We start from the raw sequence: 18,288 nt of genomic DNA, 5'->3' as shown, positions 1-18,288 counted from the left end.
GAAACGACCCACAGTCACTGCAAACCGGCATGCAAACTGTTTGCAGATTAGCGGCAGAAAATGGCGCGCCCTGCTGGATTCGAACCAGCGACCCACAGCTTAGAAGGCTGTTGCTCTATCCAACTGAGCTAAGGGCGCGCAGACAGGGAGGGTAAACCCGGCAACGGTTTTATCAATGGTTCCGCCCGGAAAAACAAGAGTCCTTATCCCGGCAGGGGCCATTCAACCCGTCCGGCTCTCAGTGCGTCCAGTTCTGAATACGGTTCGCAGCGAAATTATCCGCATAAACCTTCGGCGCCCGAATGTGTGCAGCAGGAGGCTGTTCAAGCTCATAGGGAATAGCGTGTTTTTTCGCATAGGCCACAGCAGCGTCACTGCTGTCGAAGCGCAGGCGAAGCTGAGACTGCGTGTCCCGGCTGCTGCCCGTCCATCCCATCAGCGGATCAGGGTGCCGCTGCGCGGACTGTCCGTAATCCAGGATCCAGGTATGAGTGCCGTGAAAACCCGACTGGCCGGCCGCCTTGGGCTGCCTGTAGATCCGTGCCGTCATGCTCGCCATCTCCGGTGCAGTCACGTCATCGTATCAAAAATGGTCGGGGCGAGAGGATTCGAACTTCCGACATCCTGCTCCCAAAGCAGGCGCTCTACCAGGCTGAGCTACGCCCCGACACAGGGCGCTGTTTAAGTACCTCACCCGTTTCTGGCAAGTCCCAATTCGTTGATCGCAGCCCGGAGATTGCCTCCCGTTGCGGAAAGCGCAGCCTCCGCCTTCGTCGCATCCGTTCCGCAGGCAATCAGAACAGCAGGCTTCACATGTCCTCCTGTCTGTTCAAGAGCGATTCGGGCCACCGGCTCGTCACATCCCGCAAGCCCCATCACCATGCGCACGGCGCGACGCCGCAGCTTCTCGTTGCGGCTGCGCATATCGACCATCTGCGCGCGATAAACGCGTCCCAGACCGGTCATCAGAGTCGTAGACAGCAGATTCAGAACAATTTTCTGCGCGGTTCCGGCCTTCATCCGGGTCGATCCCGCAATCGGCTCGGCACCGGTCCCGACAAAGACGGGATATTCGGACTGCGCCAGCAGCGGTGTTCCAGATACATTCGCAACACCGACAGTCAGAGCGCCGGCCGCTCTGGCGGCTTCGATGGCCGCCACGGTGTACGGCGTCCGCCCGCTGGCCGCGACACCCACAAGAACATCGTCCGGCCCGATAGCAGCATCCCGGACAGCGACACGAGCCGCTTCCCCGTCATCCTCGGCATTTTCGACAGCGGTGAGCAGCGCCTCCGGCCCGCCGGCAATAAACAGCAGGAGACGCTCCGGCGCCCAGTTGTAGGTCGGCTCAAGCTCGGCGCCGTCCTGCGCAGCCAGCCGTCCCGAGCTGCCCGCGCCGGCATAGGCAAGCCGGCCACCTCTGCGGAGCCGGGGCAGGGCGGCTTCAACAGCCGCCGACAGTGCCGGCAATGCGGCTGAAACAACCGCCGCCGCCGCAAGCTGCGACTGCCACAGAGCCGTCAGCTGCGTGCCGACAGGCCATGTGTCAAAAGCGTCGAATGCCGGATCGGCACCTTCGGTAGCCGGTAAAACATGACCGGAATGAGCCGTATCCGTCATGATCTTTTACTCGGTCGGAACAGGTTTGCGCGCCAGAGGCGGCACGAAGAGCGGCGCCGTGTCCCACGGAAACAGCACCCAGGTGTCCTGCGGCACCTCAACGACAAACAGATCTGTCAGCGGCTTGCCGCTGGGCTTGGCATACAGACACGCAAAAACCGCTTTCGGAAGACGCCTGCGAACAACCTGCGCGGTGATTCCGGAATCCACCAGATCATCGATAACCAGAAAACCCTCGCCATCTCCGGCCGCCTCCGGGTCCTTGATGATCGTCGGCTCGCCCCGCTCTTCCTCATTCTGATATGTGACGACCGAAATGCTCTCGATCAGACGGCAATCCAGTTCACGGGCGATAATGGCGGCGGGAATCAGCCCGCCACGGGTAACAGCGACGATTCCTCTGAAAGGTGCGCGCGGCATGAGGTTCTCGGCGAGCAGGCGGGCATCGCGGTGAAGCTGATCCCATGTCACCGTTGCGTAATTGGTCGCCATTCTGTGCCGTAGCCTTTCTGCTGGTCTCTGAACCGAAATTGCACCGCCTTATGGCGGTTCCGCGCCGATAAAGGGTCGTATTGCCCTCCCGGACGTTCATTTGCAACGCGCATCATTACCGGAGTCGCAGTTCATCTCCCCCGTGTCAGGCGTCTTCCGGACTGCTAGAGACGCGAATATGTGCCAGCAAACCATCACCGAAACAGCGCTCCTTCGTCAGCCAGGACTGCTGGCGTTCCTTATCGGACGCAACGTGGCGGCCTTTTCGTCGCAGGTGCAGGCCGTCGCGGTCGGCTGGCAGATGTATGCGCTGACACACAGCGCTGCCGCACTCGGTTTCGTCGGCCTGATGCAGTTCCTGCCAATGGTCGCACTGATTTTTCCGGCCGGGCACGTGGCCGACCAGTTCAACCGTCGCCGTGTCGTTATGACCTGCCAGATGATCGAAACATGTTCGGCCGTCGTGATGGCCATCGCCTCTTTCGAACATGTTCTCGGTCCGTGGGGCATATACGCCATGGTCATGCTGTTCGGGGCCTGCCGGGCCTTTGAAATGCCGGCACAGCAGACGTTTCTGCCTTCTCTCGTTCCGGCGACACTGTTTCCAAAAGCCGCAGCACTGTCGTCTTCGATCTTTCAGGTGGCATCCATCGCCGGTCCGTCGCTGGGTGGCGTGCTGTACGGTCTGGGCGCCGGCACGTGCTACGCACTCTGCGCCGCCGGGTTTGGCACCGCCGCCACCGCAACATGCATGATGCAGCTGCAATTCGCCGCGCGGGCACGCCAGCCGATGACCCTCGAATCCGTTTTCGGCGGTATCGCCTTCCTGCGCCGCAAGGCCGCCATGCTGGGCGCTATTTCGCTTGATCTGTTCGCCGTTCTTCTGGGGGGCGCCACCGCGCTCCTTCCGCTCTATGCCGATGCAATCCTTCATGCCGGCCCCGTCGGCCTCGGCCTGCTACGGGCAGGCCCCGCGATCGGGGCGGTAATCATGGCCACCCTTCTGACCCGGTGGCCCCTCAACCGTCACGCAGGCCGGTTCATGTTTCTGAGCGTGGCCATATTCGGCGTGGCGACGATCGTCTTCGGACTGTCGCGCTCCATCGCCCTGTCCGTTTTCGCGCTGATGGTCCTCGGTGCCGCGGATGTGGTGAGTGTCATGGTGCGTGGCGCTCTTGTGCAACTTGGTACGCCCGATGAAATGCGTGGTCGTGTCTCAGCCGTAAACATGCTGTTCATCGGCTCATCGAATCAGCTCGGCGAGTTCGAGAGCGGCATGCTCGCCAGCACCATCGGCGCAATTCCCGCCGTCGTCCTCGGTGGTGTCGGAACACTGATCGTAACGGTGCTGTGGATGCGCTTCTTTCCGGGATTGCGGGATCTCGACAGACTGGATGAAATTAAAAGTGACTGAGGCATATGACTGAACCACGCCCCCGCGGGGGAGTTCTCGCGGTCGTACGGCGCGAAACAGACGGCGCGTTTCTACTGGTCCGAAGGGCCAATGCACCGGATGCCGGATTATGGGGATTTCCCGGTGGCAGGATCGAACCAGGAGAAGAAATGCGCATCGCCGCGGCACGGGAACTCGCCGAGGAAACCGGAGTGGAAGCCTTGGGTGAAGACGTGCTTACGGTCCTGGAGTCGATCCATCGCGACAAGGACGGAGCCCTCCTGTTTCACTATCTGATCGCGGTCATCCGCTGCCGGGTAACAGCCAGCCTGGAACAGCTGAACCCGCGTGCGGGTGACGATGCTCTGGAAGTCGGCTGGTTCGATATCGAGCAGATCCGGTCGCTGGGTGCGGCCGCAAGCTCCGGACTTCTGCCTCTCGCACTGCAGGCTGAGGCGCGGACGTGACACAATCCGGCGTGACCGGACGGCGCTTGCGCTCGCCGGCCGCCTTGTCTATCGCGCTGCCATGAACAGCGACGAAAACGCGGACGCCGGAACGCAGTCAGGCGACGCTCCGATGGCAGCCGGCTCCGCTGCGCCCGATCATCCGGCAGTCTCCGCCGAACCCGAATTGCGGGCAGAAATCGCAGCGCAGGGACCCGAACCGGTTCTCGATCTGCGGCCCGAAAAGGGCTTCGCGCATATCCTGCATGCGCTGCGGGATTTCCGTCAGGGCATGGCCCTGTTCAGGCTCGGCTGGATGCTCGGCTGGCTGGACATCAAGCTCCGTTACCGTGGCTCGATGCTCGGGCCATTCTGGATGACCATCTCAACAGCAGTCCTGGTCGGCTCGATGGGCGTGCTTTATGCCGCCCTGTTTCATATCGAACTGCGCGTCTATCTGCCGTTCCTGTCCTTCTCGCTCGTTCTCTGGGCTCTGCTCGGCAGCACGGTCTCCGAAGGCTGCGCCACCTTCACCAGATCGGCCGGGCTGATCCACGCCGTACGGATGCCGTTCAGCACTCACGTGCTGCGCGTAACCGTGCGGAACTTTCTCACCTTCCTTCACAGCGTCGGCGTCATCGCGATCGTCTTCATGATTTTTCACATCACGCCGACACTGAACTGGCAGATTCCGGCCAGCCTCATGCTCTGGGGCGTCGATCTTTACGCAATCACCCTGCTGGTCGGAGTTCTCGGCGCCCGCTTCCGTGACATCCCGCCAGTGAGCGCGAGCGTGATGCAGATTCTGTTCTTCGTCACGCCCGTCCTCTGGAAACCCGATCTGATCTATACCGGCCGTCAGTACATGCTGCTGGACCCATGTTTTCCATTTCTGGAAATCATCCGCGGCACATTCATGGGAACACCCGTCCGCCCTTCGATCTGGCTTATGGCCATCCTCTACAGCATGATTCTGTGGTTTATCTCTTTCCTGCTGTTCGCACGCATGCGCGCGCGGCTGGCTTACTGGGTATAAGCGGACATGGCAGGCGTTGACGTTTCAAATCTTACAATCTCCTTCCCGCTCTACCACGGCGACGCCCGCAGCCTGAAAAAAACGCTCAGCGGCGCGCTCGGCGGGCGCCGGCTGTCAGGCCGGTTCGCACAGGACAACCGTAACCGGGTGACCGTCCGGGCTCTCACGGATATCAGCTTCTCCCTTCGCCCCGGAGACCGTCTCGGGCTGATCGGCCGGAACGGGGCCGGCAAGACCACGCTCCTGCGCGCACTCGCCGGGATTTACGAACCCGTGGAAGGCCGTGTGCTCGTCCGGGGACGGATAGGCACTCTGCTGGATACGTCGCTCGGCATGAACCCCGAATTATCGGGCCGCGAGAATATCCGGCTGCGTGGTCTGTTCTTCGGATTATCCGATAAAGCAATCACCGAGGTCGAGCAGGACGTCGAAACATTCGCCGGTCTCGGGTCCTTTATGGACCTGCCACTGAAAACCTACAGCTCCGGCATGGGCGTCAGACTGTCCTTCGGCCTCGCAACCGCGATCATGCCGCAGGTGCTGATCATGGATGAATGGTTCATGGCCGGCGATGAATCCTTCATGCGACGCGCGGCGCAACGGATCTCTGGCCTCGTGGAAGGCGCGGAAATTCTCGTCATCTCCACCCATATGCCGGAAATCGTCGAAAAATGGTGCACGCGCCTGCTCTGGATGGAGCAGGGAAGGGTGGTCATGGACGGCCCGACGGATCAGGTGCTGCCCGCCTATCTCGAAGCTGAATCCTGAACCGGAAACATCAGGCCGGCCGCTCCGCTCAGTCAGCTCGTCGCAACCGTGCAGGCCTCCGCACGTCCGGGCCGATGCTGGGCGACATCCGGATCGGTCGGATCGATGAGATAGAAATCGGTGAAATTCTCCGCTCCGAGAGCCTGGAATACATGCCCGTCCGGATTGTGCAGAACACCGGCGCTGCTGACATTATGCGTCTCCGTCCGTCCTTCCGGCGTGCGGATCACAATCTCACCGCAAAGAGCATAAGTATGCTCGACCCGGCCGGCGGGGGTGTGGATCGTCTCGCTCTTCTGCGTCGTGTCGCTGTTCAGGATAAATGTCGCGGCCAGCTCGCCGTCCACATACAGACGTGACACCTCGGAAATTTCCTGCGGCGCTTTTTCATCAACCACCGAAAACTGCCCGGCCTGTGCCTGCCCGGCATAAACCATGCCGATTGCAAGGAAAGCCGCGGTAAGAAGCGCCCCGGAGCGTCGGGCGAAACGGAACATCTTTGTCATCCCGTCAATATAGCCCGACACGTGCCCGGCCTGAACCGGAAAGGCACATGAAAGGATTGCGACATTGACAGCGGAGGCATGACTCCGTCTTTGCTCCCGGCCATGACAACCACTACCCCTGTTCCGCATGCGTCATCTTCGGCAACCGTCATGAGCCTCATCACCCGGGCGACGACGGAACTCGCTGCCTCAGGCATCGAAGACGCGCGCCGGGAAGCCCGCCTGCTTCTGGAGATCGCCTTCGGAATGACAACTGGCTGGCAACTCGGACACGGCGACAGCGTGATCGCCGAACCCGACCTGTTCCTTTCGCTTGTCGCTCGCCGCACCCGTGGCGAACCGGTCGCATATCTGGCCGGGAAACAGGGCTTCTGGACGCTGGATCTGGCCGTCTCCGCTGATACGCTGATTCCACGCGCCGATACGGAAACACTGATCGAAACCCTTCTGGCCCATCGCCCGCAACGGGAAGCAGTGCGCTCCGTTCTCGATCTCGGAACCGGAACCGGATGCCTGCTGCTCGCGGCGCTCAGTGAATACCCGCACGCAACCGGCATCGGCGTGGACCGTATTCCGGCAGCCACGGCGCTCGCCGCGGCAAATGCCCGCACGAACGGCCTTGCGGAGCGCTGTTCTTTCATCGTCAGCCGCTGGGACGACGCCATTTCCGGCCGCTTCGATGTCGTGCTGTCCAACCCGCCCTATATTCCAGGCTGCGATATCCCCGATCTCATGCGCGACGTCATCGACTACGAACCGCTCAGCGCGCTCGACGGCGGAGCGGACGGACTCGACGACTATCGTGTGCTGATGCCAGCCCTGACCCGGCTTCTGGCGCCCGGTGGTCTGGCTGTTTTCGAAATCGGCATCGGTCAGGATAAAACCGTGCCGGAACTGGGCCGGTCCGCTGGTCTGCGCGTTGCGGATATCCGCTCCGATCTCGGCGGGCATCCCCGCGCAGTGGTCTTTACGCTCTGACCTCCGCAACTCCATAGCCTGACCTGTCAGGTATTCATAACATGATGCATATCTTTGCTTGCGCCGGCGCGCCGCCTGTGCTCCAAAGGGCTTCGGAACGCCTGACGTTCCCATGGCGTATCGTGCTGTAGCCAGCGCGATACAGATCGCCACTAACGTCAGCGACGGCCAGAAAGGCCTGTGTCAGCGATGCGCTTCTGCGGTCGCGCCGAGCCTGAACCCGAAAAATACAGGTTTCGAGTAGTCGGTCAGCAGAACAGTAAAATGCGCGCTGACTGCGTAAAGACAGGAAAGTGTCGTGGTAACACCATGAATATGAAACGCACGCGCAGCCGTCATCACCGGCCCGGAAGTAATAATAACGGCGGAAGCAGCGGGGCACGCCTCCATAACGGGCAGGTCCCCCTTAACCGGAACCATGTGTTCGACAGTAACGGTCCCGAAGTTCGTATCCGCGGCACGGCTCAGCAGCTGTTCGAGAAATATCTCCAGCTTGGACGCGATGCGACATCCGGTGGTGACCGGGTCACCGCCGAAGCATACTTCCAGCATGCTGAACATTACTTCCGTATTCTGAACGCCATGAACCAGGCCGCGCAGCAGGCCCAGATCGAGCGGCAGGAACGGACCACGCGTTCACGGCCAAATTACCAGCAGAACGAGTCAGCCGGCGGCGCCGAAGAAAACCACAGCGACCAGCAGGGTGAGGCGCAGCCTGAATCAGAAGCCGTCGCATCCTGACAGGTATCCGGACCGGCCACAGGGAAGGGGCGCAAACCCCCTCCCTGGCATACTTTCAGGCGGTTGCCGGCGGGAAGTCGATATATCCCTCGGTCCCCTGAGAATACCAGGTCTTCATCTCCGACGTGGCCAGCGGCAACCCTTCGCGGATGCGACGGGGCAGATCCGGATTGGCGATAAATGGCCGTCCGAAGCCGATCGCGTCGGCAAGACCAGAGGCAACCGCCGCTTCAGCCGCTTCCGGCGTGTAGTCTGAATTCAGAATCAGAACCTGATCGAACACTTCGCGGATCTGCGGTGACAGTTTCGGCTCATCCGTCGCCCCGAATGTTCCGTCCGGCCCCGGCTCGCGCAAGGCGAGAGAGGCGATCCCCAGTCCGGACAGCATCTTCGCCGCCGGCACGAAAACCGCCGCCGGATCACTGTCGTCAGCCCCCTGCGTCTCCCCGTTAGGCGAGAGCCGCACACTCGTCCGGTCCGCCCCGATGGTCGCTATGACCTTCTCGGTAACCTCACGCAGAAGCCGGATGCGATTCTCCGGCGCGCCGCCATAGGCATCGTCACGATGATTGACGCCATTTCGCAGAAATTCATCGATCAGATAGCCGTTCGCGGCATGAATCTGCACACCGTCAAAGCCTGCCGCGCGCGCATTGCGCGCCGCCCGCCCGTAATCCTCCAGAAGTCCTGGAATCTCGTCGATCCGCAACGCCCGCGCACTCTCATAAGGACGCTTGCCCTCATAAGTATGAACCTCGCCCGGCGCCGCGCCAGGAGAAGAAGAAACCGGCTGCTGTCCCGTCACCGAGGAATGAACGAGACGCCCCATATGCCAGAGCTGGGCGACAATATGACCACCCTTATCGTGGACCGCCTGCGTGACAGGCTTCCAGGCCTCAACCTGTTCATCGGACCAGAGTCCGGGCGCGTAGGGCCAGCCCAGTCCCTGACGGCTGATGCCGGTGGCTTCCGAGACGATCAGCCCCGCGCTGGCGCGCTGGCCGTAATATTCCGCCATGACAGGCGTCGGGACATGCGCGCGGGTCGCGCGGCCCCGGGTCAGCGGAGACATAATAATCCGGTTCGGCGCACTGATGGCGCCGATGCGGATGGGATCGAAAAGAGTAGTCATCGCATGCATCCCTTTCTGGGTGATCGACACACCTGCTCTATAGTTCGTATTTTATCGAACTTCAAATTCCGATGGAGGCTCGTTGGGAAGATAATGACGAACCCCTCGCATCCCGACGGATCCTTCTGCATAATAAACAGATGTCGCAAGCGGGCAGGGACCGGACGGACACAACAGCTGGCCGGTAACAGGGACCGGTGACAGAAAACCGGCGGGGCAGGGGGCCATGGAACGCTACAGCCATCCATCCATCGACACCGTCGAGCCCTCAGCGGTGTTTCACGCCCTCTCCGATCCTTTGCGCCTCGACATCGTACGCACCCTCGCCCGGCGCGGCCCGCTGAACTGCGCCGCCCTGAGCTGCGACCGGCCACGCTCCACCATGTCTCACCATTTCCGCGTTCTGCGCGAGGCCGGACTGGTCAGAACCACCACGCAGGGCACCGAACATATCAACACCCTGCGGAAAGATGAGCTGGAACGTCGCTTCCCAGGGCTGATCGCGCTGGTTCTGGATACGCACGCATCATCGGAATTGACACAAAAGGCCTCCTGACCTATAGGCGCCACCCATTGCCGGGAACGTGGACGGACCGGCCGGCCCAGCGGGTATCATGCTCCCCGGGGCCGGTAATACGGAACGCGCCCGCTCTGAACCATGCTGGTCAGAGACTACCGGTGCCACTGCGGGTGAGGGGACATAAACGTCCGCGTCACGTCGCAAAAGATGAAAGCAGAGCGCGCACGATGAGCAAGCGCCTTGAGAGCAAATACAAAATTAACCGTCGCCTCGGCGTCAACCTGTGGGGCCGCGCGAAGTCCCCGGTCAACCGCCGTGACTACGGACCGGGCCAGCACGGCCAGCGCCGCAAGGGCAAGCCTTCGGATTTCTCCGTCCAGCTGATGGCGAAGCAGAAGCTGAAAGGCTATTACGGCAACATCAGCGAGAAGCAGTTCCGCAAGTATTATGAGGAAGCGGTGCGTCGCAAGGGCGATACCTCCGAGAACCTCATCAACCTGCTGGAGCGTCGCCTGGACGCCGTCGTGTATCGCCTGAAATTCGCGATCACGCCGTTCGCCTCCCGTCAGTTCATCAACCACGGCCATATCCTCGTGAACGGCAAGAAGGTGAACATTCCTTCCTACCTCGTCCGCGAAGGTGACGTCATCGAAGTCCGCGAGAAGTCCAAGCAGCTCGCCGCCGTCCTCGACGCCGCCCAGTCCGGCGAGCGTGACGTTCCGGAATACATGGAAGCCGATCATCGTCAGATGAAGGGCACATTCCTCCGTGGTCCGGGTCTCTCCGATGTGCCGTATCCGGTGCAGATGGAACCGAACCTCGTGGTCGAGTTCTACTCGCGCTAAATCCTGCGAGACTGCCCGGTCCTCACCGACCGGGTCCGTTCTGGCGCCGGGCGGAGAGTCTCTCTCCGTCCGGCGTTGCCGTTTTCAGGCCACATCTCCGTGCCTTCCATCCATCGCAGGATGATCAGCCATCATGACCAATACCCAGACCGCAGCCGCACCGGCTGAGACACCGGACGAAATCCGCGATGCCATCTCCCGTCGCCGGACCTTCGCGATCATCTCGCACCCGGATGCCGGCAAGACGACGCTGACCGAACGCATCCTGCGCGCCGGCGGCGCCATCCAGCTCGCCGGCAATGTGCGGGCCAAGGGCGAGCGCCGCCGGACCCGGTCGGACTGGATGGGCATTGAGCGGGATCGCGGCATTTCCGTCGTAACCTCGGTCATGACGTTCGAATATGGCGGCTGCGTCTTCAACCTTCTCGACACTCCCGGTCATGAGGACTTCTCGGAAGACACTTACCGCACGTTGACCGCCGTGGATTCGGCCGTCATGGTGATCGACGCCGCCAAAGGCATCGAGGACCGGACACGCAAGCTGTTCGAAATCTGCCGCATGCGCGATATCCCGATCGTCACCTTCATCAACAAGATGGATCGCGAAGCCCAGGACCCGTTCGCCCTGCTGGACGAGATATCGTCCTCCCTCGCGCTCGACACCACACCCGCCACCTGGCCCGTCGGCCGCGCCGCCACCTTCGTCGGCACCTATGACCTGCGCACCCGCGAAGTGCACACCACAACGCCGCTGGATCAGGCCGACCCCCGTATGATCCAGCTCGGCGAGGATCTCGAACTGATCGACGCCGCGCTTCCCGAATTCGACCGGGAATCCTTCGACGCCGGCCACCTGACTCCCGTGTTCTTCGGCAGCGCCATGAAGGAAATCGGCGTCACTGATCTTCTCGACGCCCTCGTGGCTTTTGGTCCGTCACCCCGCGATCAGGCCACAGAAACCCGCACCGTTCACGCCGACGAGCCGGGTATGACCGCGCTGGTGTTTAAGATTCAGGCCAATATGGACCCGAATCACCGTGACCGCATCGCCTTCGCGCGCGTCTGCTCGGGTCGCCTGTCACGCGGTATGCGCCTGCACCATACCCGCACCGGGAAGGGATTCGCTCTCCACACGCCACAGTTCTTCTTCGCCCGCGACCGTCAGATCGCCGAGGAAGCCTTCGCCGGCGACGTGGTCGGAATTCCCAATCACGGCACGCTCCGTATCGGCGATACGCTGACCGAGGGTGAGAACATCCGCTTTACCGGCGTCCCGCATTTCGCCCCCGAAATCCTGCGCCGCGTCCGGCTGGAAGACGCGATGAAAGCCAAAAAACTCCGCCAGGCCCTCACGGAACTGGCGGAAGAAGGCGTGGTGCAGCTCTTCCGTCCTCAGGACGGGGCGCAGCCGATCGTCGGTGTGGTCGGAACCCTTCAGCTCGACGTGCTGCAGGCAAGGCTGAAAGGGGAATACGGCGTCGCCATTGGCTTCGATTCCACTCCCTTCTCCCTCGCGCGCTGGGTCACAGGCGACCGGACGAAACTCGATCTTTTCGCACAGGCCAACCGTTCCTCAATGGCGGATGACCTGGACGGCGATCCGGTCTTTCTCGCCAGTTCGGCCTTCATGATGCGGCGCACAGAAGAAATGAATCCGGATCTGAAATTCCACGACATCAAACAGATCGGCCTCGCCGTCGGCTGACGGGAATATCAGGCTTCTCCGTCAGCCCCCTTTACCAGATCCCCGGAATCCGCACAGATTCCGGCCAGACCGTACATGCAGAAGGAGTCACGCTTCATCATCCGACGTGGAAATGACGTTTCCGAAGACAGCCGGTCCCGTACGGAGACCCGAAGAATCTCCGTAACATCCGGTCTGAACAATGTTTTTCGGAAAGTAACGACGAAATCGTGTTCAGTTTCTTATTGTTCATTATATTGAACACGATCCCGTATGTCGGATATAGGCGATTCCCATGAGCCGCGTCAAGGACGAACATCTGGTGACAATAAAAGAAAAAGAAAACGAATCCGTTCCGGCGCTGAGACGGGCCGTCAGAATCCTTGATCTCGTCGGATCGCAGCAGACACCGCCAAACGCCGCGGAAATCGCCCGCCTCCTGGACCTGCCCCGCAGTTCCACCCACGGGCTGATCGGCGTGATGACCGAACTCGGCCTGCTCGAATCCGCCGCCGGTCACGCCTCCGGCTACCGCCTCGGTCCGCGCCTGCTCGACTGGGCCGCTCATGTCAGCTCCCGCCAGGATCTGATCGGTGCCTTTCATCACATCGTCGGAACGCATCCGGAACTCGCGCCCTATACCGTCAGTCTCAGCACGCTCGATGGCGACGAGGTGGTCTATCTCGCCAGCCGCGCCAGCGAAAAGGGGCTGGGCGTGCATTACAGCGTCGGACTGCATCTGCCGGCGGTTTATACCGCAACAGGCAAGGCGCAGCTCAGCGCCATGGACCGCGCCGCGTTTCGCGAGTGGCTGACGCTTTATCCGCTCGCCACCTGGCCACCCGCCCCGACGCCACACAGCACCATCACTCCCGAAGAAGTCATGGAAGAGATCAGGATTGCCCAGAAAGATGGTTACGCCATCGATGACGGACAGATTCATCTCGGCGTCTGGTGCTTCGCCGCAGCAGTCTATGACTCGAGCGGCAACACGGTTGCAGGACTCGGAATCAGTCAGCCGAAGCCCGCAAACGCCGATGAAATGCGGGACCGTATCGGCCATCTGACCACCTCCGTGGCCGCCAGCCTTTCCGCCCGTCTCGGCTATCGCGGCGCCTGAACCCGAAGGCGACCATCCAGACCGCTCCATCTTGCCGTCCCGTATGTCGCCGTGCTGAACTCCGGCGGATGACAAAGGTCAACATCCGGACGGCAGGCCGCACAGGCCTGCATGGTCTTCCGGCGATCCGGGCACGGCGCCCGTTCCGCCAGGTCTTTTTCCCGCTCCTCTGTTCCGCCCTGATAAGTCTGTGCGGAACAGACGCAGCCCGCGCGCAGACAGCGCCGGAAGCCGCAGCCCCCGCAGCCACGCTGTCCCCCGCAAAGACCCGCCTGTCCTACACGCTGTACTCGCACTGGTTCGCCGTGCTGGACATCAGCACCGACTATCTGCTGGATTCGACTCATTACGAGGCCAGCATGAATGCCCATGCCGGTGGCCTGGTCAGCCTGTTCATGCGGATGAACATCCACTCACTGGCGAAAGGCAGCGTGCAGAACGGCGTCGTTCAGCCACAGCTCTATGACAGCGGCGGATTCAGCCGCCATGCCATGCGGCATGTCATGATCGATTACCCGCAATCAGGCCCCCGGATCGTGATACAGGACCCGCCCGAGACGGACCGTGAACCCGTTTCGGACGACCAGAAAAAGGCAGCCGTCGATATCCTCGGAGCCATGATGAGAGTCCTCGCCGAGGTAAGGCAGACCGGCCGCTGTGACGGAACATTCGATATTTTCGACGGCATCCGCCTGACCCGTATGACCCTCCGAAGCGCCGGAACGGAAGCGCCGCCGAACGTCCGGAAAGAATGGAGCGCACCCGCCCTGCGCTGCGATTTTTCAGGCCGTCAGATCGCCGGCTTCATCAAAGGGCACACAACGACCAGCCTGCGGGAAACCCATGGCGGATCGATCTGGTTCGAGACCATCCCGGGCTTCGGCCCCGTCGCGGTCAGAGTCGAAATGGAACACCCCAAAATCGGCAAAGCCACCGCATTGCTGACTAAAGACCCGGTTCTGGTTCAATAACGCCGCTCCCGATGCCACCCTTTCTGGTGCCCACCACTCACGACACCGCCGGCACCAGCCGCGCCGCAATCGCCGGCACATCCGCCATACACGCCGCACAGGCCGACGCGCCTTCCGCAAAAGCCTGCACGCCGTAACCCCACTCCGCGAAAACCGAGCGGGCGCCCGCCCCGGAAGCTGCCCTGATATCGTTGGCATGATCGCCGGTCATGACCGAGCGCGAAACATCGCCGCCCGCCATCCTGATCGTGCCCAGCAGATGTCCCGGATCGGGCTTTCGCGTCGCAAAGGAATCGCCACCCCCGACAGCCACCAGCAGATCACTCAGCCCGAACGTGTCGAGAATGTCGTGAGCCGCCGCCACAGGCTTGTTGGTGCAGACCGCCAGCCGCCAGCCCTCGTCGCGCATACAAGTAAGCGCATCCTTCACACCGGGAAACAGCCGCGACCGCTCCGTTGCCCGCGGCCCGTAAATCTCCATGAACCGCTTCGTCGCCTCAGCCCGGTCAATTCCGGCAGCTGCATCGCCACAGCGGGCAAGAGCGCGCTGCACAAGAACCGCCACACCGTCCCCGATCATCCCCCGCACGGAACCATCGTCCTGTTCCGTCAGGCCGTAGCCACGCAGCAGACTGTTCACGCTGTCGGCGAGATCCGGCAGAGAATCGATCAGTGTCCCGTCGAGATCAAAAACCGCCAGCCGCATGCCCGTCCCCTTTTCCGGTCACCTGCCCGGAAAATCATCGTAACGCGAAGTGAAAGCCCGCGGCACCCCTGAGGTTTGACAGCATCCCGGTGCTGGCCTACCGCCAGAAATACCATGATAAATTCACAGGTTCCCGCTCCGTCAACCGCCGTCCTTCTCGCCGCCGGCCTCGGCACCCGGATGCGATCCGCACTGCCGAAAGCCATGCAGCCACTCGCCGGACAGCCCATGCTGTCCCACCTGATCGTCAGCGCCGCTGAAGTCTTCAGCCGTGTGGTCGTGGTGATCGGCCCAGGTATGGACGATGTCGCCGCACTCGCCGCACCCCATGCCACCGTCATTCAGCATGACCGCCTCGGCACCGCCCACGCCGCCCTCCAGGCCGAATCCTTCTTCGGAGAGGGTGACGTCGCAGTCCTCTATGCCGACAACCCCCTGATCACGCCCGAAACATTGTCCCGCCTGCTCGCCACGCGCCGCGCCGGCACAGGCGCGGAACGGACAGATCTCGCCCTGCTGGCCATGCGTCCGGTCGATCCCGCCCGCTATGGCAGGGTCATCACCGCTCCGGACGGCACTGTCGGGAAAATCGTCGAATGGGCGGACGCAACCGAGGCGGAAAGAGATGTCGATCTCTGCAACGCTGGCGTCCTGTGCGCTGAAGCGGGACATTTCCGCGAATGGCTGCATCGTGTCGGCAACGCCAATGCCAAAGGCGAATATTACCTGACCGATGTCGTCGCCATCGCCCGCGACGAGGGCGCTATCGTCCGCGCCGTCGAAGCGCCGGAAAGCGAATTGCGAGGCATCAATTCACGCCCCGAACTGGCGGAAGCCGAAGCGATCGTGCAGGCCCGGCTGCGGCAGAACGCCATGCTGGCCGGCGTCACGCTCACAGCGCCGGAAACAGTCTTTTTCTCCTTCGACACACTGCTCGAACCGGATGTCGTGGTGCAGCCGAATGTCGTATTCGGTCCGGGCGTCACCGTCCGCAGCGGAGCCGAAATCCGCGCCTTCAGCCATCTCGAAGGCTGCGAGGTCGGCCCGCGCGCCCTCGTGGGACCTTACGCACGCCTGCGCCCCGGCAGCAGCCTCGGCGAGGCCTCCCATGTCGGCAATTTCGTCGAACTGAAAGCCACGACGCTCGGCGCCGGCGCGAAAGCAAACCATCTGACCTATCTCGGCGATTCCAGTATCGGCGCGGGCAGCAATGTCGGGGCAGGGACCATCACCTGCAATTATGATGGCGTGTTCAAGCACCGGACGACGATCGGTGAAAATACCTTCATCGGATCAGACTCCATTCTTGTCGCACCTGTGACAATCGGTGACGGCGCCCTCATCGCCGCCGGAAGCGTTATCACTCACGATGTCGCGCCGGACGCGCTCGCCGTCGCCAGAGGCACGCAGGTCAACAAACCGGGATGGGCGGCGCGATTCCGCGCGGCGCTCCGGGCAAAGAAGGAACAAAGCTGATGTGTGGCATCTGCGGCGTCGTCGGACATCGTCCCGCAACTCCCATCGTCTTTGAAGGCCTGCGCAGGCTCGAATATCGCGGCTACGATTCCGCAGGTATCGCCACGCTGGATGAGGGACGTATTGAGCGCCGCCGCGCGGCGGGCAAACTCGACAACCTCGCCGCCGTCCTCGAAACCCAGCCCCTTTACGGCACGACCGGCATCGGTCACACACGCTGGGCTACACATGGCGCGCCGACTGAGAACAACGCCCATCCGCACGGCACCAGCCGCGTCGCGATCGTGCATAACGGCATCATCGAAAACTTCGAGACCCTTCGCACCGAACTCGAAGCCGAAGGTCAGGTTTTCGAGACGGAAACCGACAGCGAAACCATCGCGCAGATGGTCGATTATTACCTCGCAGCCGGCCAGTCGCCGCGTGAGGCGGCTTTCGCGACGCTCCGCCGCCTTGAAGGCGCATACGCCGTCGCCATGATCTTCGCCGGCCATGAAGGCCTGATGATCGGCGCCCGTCACGGCGCGCCCCTCGCCGTCGGCTTCGGTGACGGCGAGATGTTTCTTGGCTCCGACAGCCTCGCCCTGGCCCCTCTCACCCGCCGCATCGCCTATCTCGATGACGGTGACTGCGTCGTCATCACACCGGAGAAAGCCGAATTCTTCGACCACACCGGCGAGCCCGTCGAGCGCAAAATTCAGGTCACGGCCCTGATTGCGGGTGCGGTCGGAAAAGACGGTTACCGGCACTACATGGAAAAGGAACTGCACGAACATCCGCTGGTGATCGGGCAGACACTCCAGCGTATGGTCGATCCCGCAACACGCAAGGTCGTGCTGCCGCCTCTGCCATGCGATCTCGCGACAATCCCGCGCGGTGTCATCACCGCCTGCGGTTCCGCCTACTATGCCGGCATGATTGGCCGCTACTGGCTTGAGGAAATCGCCCGCCTGCCGATCGATATCGACGTCGCCAGTGAACTTCGCTACCGCAATCCACCGCTGACACCCGGCTCGCTGGGTATGCTGATCTCCCAGTCCGGCGAGACAGCCGATACGCTCGCCGCCCTGCGCGCTCTGAAAGCAATCGGCCTGCCGGTGCTCTCCGTCCTGAACGCCGAACACAGCACCATGGCGCGGGAAAGCGATCTGGTCCTCGGCACCGTCGCCGGACCGGAAATTTCCGTTGCCTCAACAAAAGCTTTCACAGCGCAGCTCACCGTCCTCGCCTGCCTGACCATCGCAATGGGCCGCGCCCGCGGCACCCTGGACGAAGCCGGTGAGGACGAACTCGTCACCGCGCTGCTGGACCTTCCCGGCAAAGCCGCTGAAGTGTTTTCGCACCAGGCAGATATCCGCAAAATGGCAGGCATCGTCGCGGAAGCGCGTGACGTGCTCTATCTCGGCCGCGGCAGCGCCTATCCCGTCGCCATGGAAGGCGCGCTGAAGCTCAAGGAAATTTCCTATATCCACGCCGAAGCCTACGCCGCCGGCGAGATGAAACACGGCCCGATCTCCCTGATCGACCGGACCGTGCCGATCGTCGCCACCATTCCCTCCGGACCCCTGTTCGAAAAAACCCTGTCAAACCTTCAGGAAGCGAAGGCACGGGGTGGACGCCTGCTCGCTTTCACCGATGAAGCCGGCGCCGAACGGCTCTCGGCCATCGCCGAACACACCATTGCCCTGCCAGAGGTCCATCCGTTCGTCACACCGGTCATCCAGACCATCGGTGTGCAGATCCTTGCCTATGAGACCGCCCTGCTAAAAGGCACGGACGTCGATCAGCCCCGGAACCTCGCAAAATCCGTCACCGTCGAATAATGCCGGACGGAAACACCGGGAGAAACACGGA

General features: G+C 62.1%; 20 protein-coding genes and 2 tRNA genes. 13 read left to right on the top strand and 9 right to left on the bottom strand.

Annotated features, from left to right (window positions below; translation table 11 throughout):
- Nucleotides 1-61 precede the first annotated feature (61 nt).
- The 5 genes from GOB93_RS03110 to gpt form a co-directional block, all read right to left on the bottom strand.
- Nucleotides 62-138: transfer RNA gene (locus GOB93_RS03110), tRNA-Arg, on the bottom strand.
- A gap of 100 nt (nucleotides 139-238) precedes the next feature.
- Nucleotides 239-550 (bottom strand): ETC complex I subunit, encoded by a 312-nt coding sequence (locus tag GOB93_RS03105; protein WP_173582070.1) that lies wholly within the window; start codon nucleotides 548-550, stop codon nucleotides 239-241.
- A gap of 40 nt (nucleotides 551-590) precedes the next feature.
- A tRNA-Pro gene (locus GOB93_RS03100) sits at nucleotides 591-667 on the bottom strand.
- A gap of 23 nt (nucleotides 668-690) precedes the next feature.
- On the bottom strand, nucleotides 691-1,620 hold the full coding sequence (locus GOB93_RS03095) for an N-acetylmuramic acid 6-phosphate etherase (protein ID WP_173582069.1): 930 nt from the start codon (nucleotides 1,618-1,620) through the stop codon (nucleotides 691-693).
- Nucleotides 1,621-1,626: 6 nt separating this feature from the next.
- Nucleotides 1,627-2,112, bottom strand: a complete 486-nt coding sequence (gene gpt, locus GOB93_RS03090) for a xanthine phosphoribosyltransferase (protein ID WP_173582068.1) — start codon at nucleotides 2,110-2,112, stop codon at nucleotides 1,627-1,629.
- A 178-nt stretch (nucleotides 2,113-2,290) separates the two neighbouring features.
- On the opposite strand from gpt, the gene GOB93_RS03085 reads away from it, so the two are divergent.
- The 4 genes from GOB93_RS03085 to GOB93_RS03070 are packed head-to-tail and all read left to right on the top strand — an operon-like array spanning nucleotide 2,291 to nucleotide 5,755.
- Nucleotides 2,291-3,526, top strand: a complete 1,236-nt coding sequence (locus GOB93_RS03085) for an MFS transporter (RefSeq protein WP_173582067.1) — start codon at nucleotides 2,291-2,293, stop codon at nucleotides 3,524-3,526.
- 5 nt (nucleotides 3,527-3,531) lie between these two features.
- The gene (locus GOB93_RS03080; protein WP_173582066.1) at nucleotides 3,532-3,972 is read left to right on the top strand and encodes an NUDIX hydrolase; all 441 of its coding nucleotides are present in this window, start codon (nucleotides 3,532-3,534) and stop codon (nucleotides 3,970-3,972) included.
- Nucleotides 3,914-4,987: an ABC transporter permease gene (locus GOB93_RS03075; RefSeq protein WP_338422283.1), complete on the top strand. Its 1,074-nt coding sequence runs from the start codon at nucleotides 3,914-3,916 to the stop codon at nucleotides 4,985-4,987. Before GOB93_RS03080 ends, GOB93_RS03075 begins: the two co-directional genes overlap by 59 nt.
- Before the next feature lie 6 nt (nucleotides 4,988-4,993).
- Nucleotides 4,994-5,755: an ABC transporter ATP-binding protein gene (locus GOB93_RS03070; protein ID WP_173582065.1), complete on the top strand. Its 762-nt coding sequence runs from the start codon at nucleotides 4,994-4,996 to the stop codon at nucleotides 5,753-5,755.
- 32 nt (nucleotides 5,756-5,787) lie between these two features.
- Here the strand turns inward: GOB93_RS03070 and GOB93_RS03065 are convergent, their stop codons facing one another.
- The gene (locus tag GOB93_RS03065) at nucleotides 5,788-6,252 is read right to left on the bottom strand and encodes a hypothetical protein (RefSeq protein ID WP_242010502.1); all 465 of its coding nucleotides are present in this window, start codon (nucleotides 6,250-6,252) and stop codon (nucleotides 5,788-5,790) included.
- Nucleotides 6,253-6,339: 87 nt separating this feature from the next.
- Between GOB93_RS03065 and prmC the strand changes: the two genes are divergently transcribed.
- Nucleotides 6,340-7,239, top strand: a complete 900-nt coding sequence (prmC, locus tag GOB93_RS03060) for a peptide chain release factor N(5)-glutamine methyltransferase (protein WP_408742337.1) — start codon at nucleotides 6,340-6,342, stop codon at nucleotides 7,237-7,239.
- Nucleotides 7,240-7,422: 183 nt separating this feature from the next.
- Here the strand turns inward: prmC and GOB93_RS03055 are convergent, their stop codons facing one another.
- A complete protein-coding gene (locus tag GOB93_RS03055) occupies nucleotides 7,423-7,578 on the bottom strand; it encodes a hypothetical protein (protein ID WP_173582022.1) in 156 nt (51 codons plus the stop codon).
- Here GOB93_RS03055 and GOB93_RS03050 point away from each other — a divergent pair.
- Complete coding sequence (locus GOB93_RS03050) at nucleotides 7,549-7,980, top strand: DUF4167 domain-containing protein (protein WP_173582064.1); 432 nt, start codon at nucleotides 7,549-7,551, stop codon at nucleotides 7,978-7,980. The genes GOB93_RS03055 and GOB93_RS03050 overlap by 30 nt on opposite strands.
- Nucleotides 7,981-8,035: 55 nt before the next feature.
- On the opposite strand, the gene GOB93_RS03045 is transcribed toward GOB93_RS03050, so the two are convergent.
- Nucleotides 8,036-9,112, bottom strand: coding sequence for an alkene reductase (locus tag GOB93_RS03045; RefSeq protein WP_173582063.1), 1,077 nt, complete (start codon nucleotides 9,110-9,112; stop codon nucleotides 8,036-8,038).
- A gap of 226 nt (nucleotides 9,113-9,338) precedes the next feature.
- Here GOB93_RS03045 and GOB93_RS03040 point away from each other — a divergent pair, with 226 nt between their 5' ends.
- The 5 genes from GOB93_RS03040 (at nucleotide 9,339) to GOB93_RS03020 (ending at nucleotide 14,252) form a co-directional block, all read left to right on the top strand.
- On the top strand, nucleotides 9,339-9,668 hold the full coding sequence (locus GOB93_RS03040) for an ArsR/SmtB family transcription factor (protein ID WP_173582062.1): 330 nt from the start codon (nucleotides 9,339-9,341) through the stop codon (nucleotides 9,666-9,668).
- 191 nt (nucleotides 9,669-9,859) lie between these two features.
- A complete protein-coding gene (gene rpsD / locus GOB93_RS03035; RefSeq protein WP_173582061.1) occupies nucleotides 9,860-10,477 on the top strand; it encodes a 30S ribosomal protein S4 in 618 nt (205 codons plus the stop codon).
- A gap of 133 nt (nucleotides 10,478-10,610) precedes the next feature.
- Nucleotides 10,611-12,182: a peptide chain release factor 3 gene (gene prfC, locus GOB93_RS03030; protein WP_173582060.1), complete on the top strand. Its 1,572-nt coding sequence runs from the start codon at nucleotides 10,611-10,613 to the stop codon at nucleotides 12,180-12,182.
- 274 nt (nucleotides 12,183-12,456) lie between these two features.
- On the top strand, nucleotides 12,457-13,281 hold the full coding sequence (locus tag GOB93_RS03025; RefSeq protein ID WP_173582059.1) for an IclR family transcriptional regulator: 825 nt from the start codon (nucleotides 12,457-12,459) through the stop codon (nucleotides 13,279-13,281).
- 68 nt (nucleotides 13,282-13,349) lie between these two features.
- The gene (locus tag GOB93_RS03020; protein ID WP_173582058.1) at nucleotides 13,350-14,252 is read left to right on the top strand and encodes a DUF3108 domain-containing protein; all 903 of its coding nucleotides are present in this window, start codon (nucleotides 13,350-13,352) and stop codon (nucleotides 14,250-14,252) included.
- Nucleotides 14,253-14,289: 37 nt separating this feature from the next.
- On the opposite strand, the gene GOB93_RS03015 is transcribed toward GOB93_RS03020, so the two are convergent.
- Complete coding sequence (locus tag GOB93_RS03015) at nucleotides 14,290-14,958, bottom strand: HAD hydrolase-like protein (RefSeq protein ID WP_173582057.1); 669 nt, start codon at nucleotides 14,956-14,958, stop codon at nucleotides 14,290-14,292.
- Nucleotides 14,959-15,072: 114 nt separating this feature from the next.
- On the opposite strand from GOB93_RS03015, the gene glmU reads away from it, so the two are divergent.
- Both glmU and glmS read left to right on the top strand, forming a co-directional pair.
- Nucleotides 15,073-16,434 (top strand): bifunctional UDP-N-acetylglucosamine diphosphorylase/glucosamine-1-phosphate N-acetyltransferase GlmU, encoded by a 1,362-nt coding sequence (gene glmU, locus GOB93_RS03010; RefSeq protein WP_173582056.1) that lies wholly within the window; start codon nucleotides 15,073-15,075, stop codon nucleotides 16,432-16,434.
- A complete protein-coding gene (gene glmS, locus GOB93_RS03005) occupies nucleotides 16,434-18,257 on the top strand; it encodes a glutamine--fructose-6-phosphate transaminase (isomerizing) (protein WP_173582055.1) in 1,824 nt (607 codons plus the stop codon). Before glmU ends, glmS begins: the two co-directional genes overlap by 1 nt.
- The last annotated feature ends 31 nt before the right edge of the window (nucleotides 18,258-18,288 follow it).

The sequence above is a fragment of the Acetobacter musti genome, assembly GCF_011516835.1.
Classification (GTDB): Bacteria; Pseudomonadota; Alphaproteobacteria; order Acetobacterales; family Acetobacteraceae; genus Acetobacter; species Acetobacter musti.
This window is presented reverse-complemented; position numbering and strand designations above follow the sequence as displayed.

Bases quoted from the DNA above. Each gene is read 5' to 3' on its own strand.
- GOB93_RS03105 (WP_173582070.1), bottom strand. From the start codon at position 550: ATGACGGCACGGATCTACAGGCAGCCCAAGGCGGCCGGCCAGTCGGGT.
- GOB93_RS03095 (WP_173582069.1), bottom strand. From the start codon at position 1,620: ATGACGGATACGGCTCATTCCGGTCATGTTTTACCGGCTACCGAAGGT.
- gpt (WP_173582068.1), bottom strand. From the start codon at position 2,112: ATGGCGACCAATTACGCAACGGTGACATGGGATCAGCTTCACCGCGAT.
- GOB93_RS03085 (WP_173582067.1), top strand. From the start codon at position 2,291: ATGTGCCAGCAAACCATCACCGAAACAGCGCTCCTTCGTCAGCCAGGA.
- GOB93_RS03080 (WP_173582066.1), top strand. From the start codon at position 3,532: ATGACTGAACCACGCCCCCGCGGGGGAGTTCTCGCGGTCGTACGGCGC.
- GOB93_RS03070 (WP_173582065.1), top strand. From the start codon at position 4,994: ATGGCAGGCGTTGACGTTTCAAATCTTACAATCTCCTTCCCGCTCTAC.
- GOB93_RS03065 (WP_242010502.1), bottom strand. From the start codon at position 6,252: ATGTTCCGTTTCGCCCGACGCTCCGGGGCGCTTCTTACCGCGGCTTTC.
- prmC (WP_408742337.1), top strand. From the start codon at position 6,340: ATGACTCCGTCTTTGCTCCCGGCCATGACAACCACTACCCCTGTTCCG.
- GOB93_RS03050 (WP_173582064.1), top strand. From the start codon at position 7,549: ATGAATATGAAACGCACGCGCAGCCGTCATCACCGGCCCGGAAGTAAT.
- GOB93_RS03055 (WP_173582022.1), bottom strand. From the start codon at position 7,578: ATGACGGCTGCGCGTGCGTTTCATATTCATGGTGTTACCACGACACTT.
- GOB93_RS03045 (WP_173582063.1), bottom strand. From the start codon at position 9,112: ATGACTACTCTTTTCGATCCCATCCGCATCGGCGCCATCAGTGCGCCG.
- GOB93_RS03040 (WP_173582062.1), top strand. From the start codon at position 9,339: ATGGAACGCTACAGCCATCCATCCATCGACACCGTCGAGCCCTCAGCG.
- rpsD (WP_173582061.1), top strand. From the start codon at position 9,860: ATGAGCAAGCGCCTTGAGAGCAAATACAAAATTAACCGTCGCCTCGGC.
- prfC (WP_173582060.1), top strand. From the start codon at position 10,611: ATGACCAATACCCAGACCGCAGCCGCACCGGCTGAGACACCGGACGAA.
- GOB93_RS03025 (WP_173582059.1), top strand. From the start codon at position 12,457: ATGAGCCGCGTCAAGGACGAACATCTGGTGACAATAAAAGAAAAAGAA.
- GOB93_RS03020 (WP_173582058.1), top strand. From the start codon at position 13,350: ATGACAAAGGTCAACATCCGGACGGCAGGCCGCACAGGCCTGCATGGT.
- GOB93_RS03015 (WP_173582057.1), bottom strand. From the start codon at position 14,958: ATGCGGCTGGCGGTTTTTGATCTCGACGGGACACTGATCGATTCTCTG.
- glmU (WP_173582056.1), top strand. From the start codon at position 15,073: ATGATAAATTCACAGGTTCCCGCTCCGTCAACCGCCGTCCTTCTCGCC.
- glmS (WP_173582055.1), top strand. From the start codon at position 16,434: ATGTGTGGCATCTGCGGCGTCGTCGGACATCGTCCCGCAACTCCCATC.